This window comes from Streptomyces sp. 8P21H-1 (assembly GCF_013302945.1).
Genome location: NZ_JABTYA010000239.1, coordinates 1 through 4,064, shown reverse-complemented (window position 1 = coordinate 4,064; position 4,064 = coordinate 1). Strand labels below are relative to the sequence as shown.

Annotated in this window: 4 protein-coding genes and 1 tRNA gene; 3 read left to right on the top strand and 2 right to left on the bottom strand. The window is 70.2% G+C overall.

Features of this window, described 5'->3' with window-relative positions; all coding sequences use genetic code 11:
• Positions 1 to 173 precede the first annotated feature (173 nt).
• Together hisN and HO151_RS04615 are read left to right on the top strand one after the other, a co-directional pair.
• The gene (hisN, locus tag HO151_RS04620; protein ID WP_173894835.1) at positions 174 to 974 is read left to right on the top strand and encodes a histidinol-phosphatase; all 801 of its coding nucleotides are present in this window, start codon (positions 174 to 176) and stop codon (positions 972 to 974) included.
• Between the two features lie 228 nt (positions 975 to 1,202).
• Positions 1,203 to 1,595, top strand: coding sequence for a cyclic nucleotide-binding/CBS domain-containing protein (locus tag HO151_RS04615; RefSeq protein WP_173894834.1), 393 nt, complete (start codon positions 1,203 to 1,205; stop codon positions 1,593 to 1,595).
• A 92-nt stretch (positions 1,596 to 1,687) separates the two neighbouring features.
• Here HO151_RS04615 and HO151_RS04610 read toward each other — a convergent pair whose 3' ends face one another.
• Positions 1,688 to 3,157 carry a catalase gene (locus HO151_RS04610; protein ID WP_173894833.1) on the bottom strand — a complete coding sequence of 490 codons (1,470 nt, stop codon included), beginning with the start codon at positions 3,155 to 3,157 and terminating at the stop codon, positions 1,688 to 1,690.
• Between the two features lie 125 nt (positions 3,158 to 3,282).
• Here HO151_RS04610 and HO151_RS04605 point away from each other — a divergent pair, with 125 nt between their 5' ends.
• Positions 3,283 to 3,699 (top strand): Fur family transcriptional regulator, encoded by a 417-nt coding sequence (locus tag HO151_RS04605; protein ID WP_173894832.1) that lies wholly within the window; start codon positions 3,283 to 3,285, stop codon positions 3,697 to 3,699.
• Positions 3,700 to 3,821: 122 nt separating this feature from the next.
• On the opposite strand, the gene HO151_RS04600 is transcribed toward HO151_RS04605, so the two are convergent.
• A tRNA-Met gene (locus HO151_RS04600) sits at positions 3,822 to 3,895 on the bottom strand.
• Positions 3,896 to 4,064 lie beyond the last annotated feature (169 nt).

Below are 4,064 nucleotides of genomic sequence, written 5' to 3'. Positions count from 1 at the left end.
GTGCGCGGCGCCGTACCAGTGCGCGGCGCCGTACCGGTGCGCGGCGCCGTACCAGTGCGCGGCGCCGTACCGGTGCGTAGCCGTGCGCGAGGCATGGCCGGCCGCCCGCGGCCGGCACCCTCCCCACAGCCCCGCCCTTCTTCCCGCGGCCCGCGGACCGGTACCGTTCACGCATGCCCGACTACCGCGATGACCTGCGCCTCGCCCATGTCCTGGCGGACGCCGCCGACGCCGCGACGATGGACCGGTTCAAGGCGCTCGACCTCAAGGTCGAGACCAAGCCGGACATGACCCCGGTGAGCGAGGCCGACAAGGCCGCCGAGGAACTGATCCGCGGCCACCTCCAGCGGGCACGGCCGCGCGACGCGATCCTCGGCGAGGAGTTCGGGGTCGAGGGCACGGGCCCCCGCCGCTGGGTGATCGACCCGATCGACGGCACCAAGAACTACGTACGCGGTGTGCCCGTCTGGGCCACGCTGATCGCGCTGATGGAGGCGGGCGAGGGCGGTTTCCAGCCCGTCGTCGGCGTGGTCTCCGCCCCCGCGCTGGGCCGTCGCTGGTGGGCGGCGAAGGGCCACGGCGCGTTCACCGGCCGCAGTCTGTCGTCCGCGTCCCGGCTGAAGGTGTCCGGGGTGTCGCACATACGGGACGCCTCGTTCGCCTACTCCTCACTGAGCGGCTGGGAGGAGCGCAGCCTGCTGGACGGCTTCCTGGACCTGAGCCGCGAGGTGTGGCGCACGCGCGCGTACGGCGACTTCTGGCCGTACATGATGGTGGCCGAGGGCTCGGTCGACATCTGCGCGGAGCCCGAGCTGTCGCTGTGGGACATGGCGGCCACCGCGATCGTGGTGACCGAGGCGGGCGGTTCCTTCACCGGCCTCGACGGCCGCCCGGGCCCGCACAGCGGCAACGCGGCGGCGTCGAACGGCATCCTGCACGACGAGCTGCTGGGATACCTCAACCAGCGCTACTGAGACGCACGGAACGACCGGCGCCGACGGGACGTGTGGAGTCGCCGGGGCGTACGGTCCCAGTGCTCACGCCCTGGGCCACCGGGCACGCCTCGGACCGTCCCCGCCCGCCCCGAACCGTCCTCGTCCGCCCTCTTGTTGACCCTTCCTTTGGCTGCGACTCTGAGAGTCCCCCCACTTGTGAACTTGTGAATCCGTTAACGAACGGATTCCTAGGAGGTGGCTCCGTCCATGCTCGTCCGTGACGCCATGAGCACGGTGGTCCTCACCATCGGCCCCGCCCACACCCTTCGCAAGGCCGCCGCCCTGATGTCCGCGCGCCGCATCGGTGCGGCCGTGGTCCTCGACCCCGACGGCAGCGGGATCGGCATACTGACCGAGCGCGACATCCTCAACTCCGTCGGCCTGGGCCAGAGCCCGGACACGGAGCGGGCACACGCCCACACGACCACCGCCGTGGTGTTCGCCACCCCGACCTGGACGCTGGAGGAGGCCGCCCGGGCCATGGCGCACGGCGGCTTCCGCCATCTCATCGTCCTCGACCGCGGAGAGCCGGCCGGCATCGTCTCGGTCCGCGACATCATCCGCTGCTGGGCACCGCTCCGTCAGCCCGCCCCGGCCTGAGACGGACAGGACAGACACGGCGGACGGGCCGGACCTCCCCGGTACGGAGGAGGTCCGGCCCGCCCGCGACGGCAAGCGTTCCAGTGCCGGTGTCAGCCGCGCAGTGCCTGGACCGCGACCTCCAGCCGCTTGCCGAAGTCCGCGTCGGCCTGGCGGAAGTTGCTGATCGCGCGCTCGGCGATGTCGTCGCGCGAGACCTTGGAGATGAAGCCCGCCAGGTTGCCGACCAGCCGCTCCTTCTCGTCCTCGGACATCAGCCGGTACAGGTTGCCCGCCTGCACGAAGTCGTTGTCCTCGGAGTGGACCGGCGCCTCGGTGTTGCCGGTGACCCCGGTGACGGAGGTGGCCCCCCACAGCGGGCGGTCCGTCTGGAACGGGCCGCCGAAGCTGTTCGGCTCGTAGTTCTTCGCGGCTCCGTGGCGGCCGTCGTACAGGAAGCCGTCACGGGAGTGCGTACGCGCCTCGGTGGCGTGCGGACGGTTCACCGGCAGGTGGTCGGCGTTGATGCCGACGCGGTAGCGGTGGGCGTCGCCGTACGCGAAGAGGCGGCCCTGGAGCATCTTGTCGGGCGAGGGGCCGATGCCCGGCACGAAGTGCGCGGGGCTGAAGATGCTCTGCTCGACCTCGGCGAAGACGTTCTCCGGGTTGCGGTTGAGCTCCAGCTTGCCGATCTCGACCGGCGGGTAGTCCGCGTGCGGCCACACCTTGGTGAGGTCGAACGGGTTGAAACGGTAGGTCGCCGCCTCGGCCGCCGGCATGATCTGCACCTGCACCGTCCAGGTCGGGAAGTCGCCGCGCTCGATCGCCTCACGCAGGTCGCGCTGGTGCGAGTCGGGGTCGAGACCGGAGACGTTCACGGCCTCCTCGGTCGTGAGGTTCCTGATGCCCTGGTCGGTCTTGAAGTGGTACTTGACCCAGAAGACCTCGCCGGCCTCGTTGTTCCACTGGTAGGTGTGCGAGCCGAAGCCGTCCATGTGGCGGTACGAGGCGGGGATGCCGCGGTCGCCGAACAGCCACGTCACCTGGTGGGTGGACTCGGGCGACAGGCCCCAGAAGTCCCAGACGTTGTCCGCCTCCTGCGAGCCGGTGTACGGGTCGCGCTTCTGGGTGTGGATGAAGTCGGGGAACTTGATGGCGTCCTTGATGAAGAACACCGGGGTGTTGTTGCCGACGAGGTCGTAGTTGCCCTCCTCGGTGTAGAACTTCAGCGCCCAGCCCCGCGGGTCCCGGACGGCGTCGGCGGAGCCGAGGCTGCCGGCGACCGTCGAGAAGCGCAGGAAGGTCTCGGTCTGCTTGCCCACCTCGGAGAGGAAGGCGGCACGCGTCCACTGCGAGACGTCACGGGTGAGCGTGAAGGTGCCGTACGCGCCGGCGCCTCGGGCGTGCACGACCCGCTCCGGGATGCGCTCGCGGTTGAAGTGGGCGAGCTTCTCCAGCAGGAGCTGGTCCTGGACGAGGACGGGGCCGCCGACGCCCGCAGTCTCGCTGTTCTGGTTGTCGGCCACCGGCGCGCCGGCCTCCGTCGTAAGCGGTCCCTGCGTCACGTGCGCCTCCTGCGTCATTCCTGCTGATCCTGTCCCGTGGCCTGAGCCGAACTCGATCCTACAATAGACATTGTCTAAGTCAATCCACGCTCCAAAGTCACACCTGTTCGGGATCTGGGCCGGGTAGCTGTTAAGCTGTGCTCATGAGCGACCTGTTGGAACGACTGCGCGGACGCGGCTGGCGCATGACCGCGCAGCGGCGTGTCGTGGCCGAGGTCCTGGAGGGCGACCACGTGCATCTGACGGCCGACGAGGTACACGCACGCGCCGTCGTGAGGCTCCCGGAGATCTCCCGGGCGACCGTCTACAACACCCTGGGCGAGCTGGTGTCGCTCGGCGAGGTGCTGGAGGTCGCCACGGACAAGCGCGCGAAGCGGTACGACCCGAACGCGCACCGGCCGCACCACCACCTGGTCTGCGCCCGATGCGGCGCGATCAAGGACGTGCACCCGGGCGGCAACCCGCTGGCGGACCTCCCCGACTCCGAGCGCTTCGGCTTCACGGTCTCGGACGTAGAGGTGACGTACCGCGGAGTGTGCCCGACCTGCGCGGCGGCCTGACGCACCGGTCTCCCCGAAAAGCCCCGGCCCCGCGGCCGGGGCTTTTCGGCGCACGCAAGCGAGCACGCACATACACCGAAGGCCCGGAACCATTGATCTGGTTCCGGGCCTTCGGCCTTCAGTAGCGGGGACAGGATTTGAACCTGCGACCTCTGGGTTATGAGCCCAGCGAGCTACCGAGCTGCTCCACCCCGCGTCGATGAACTGAACAGTACGTCACCCCACCGACCAGCGCAAATCACTTACGGCCCACCGCCGGTCCTCCTGGCGTACCCCACCGGTCCTCCTGCTGTTCGGGGACGGGAGCCGGGCCCGGCGCGCTCCCGGCGACGGCGGGCAGCCACGCGCGCCGCGCCCCGCCACGG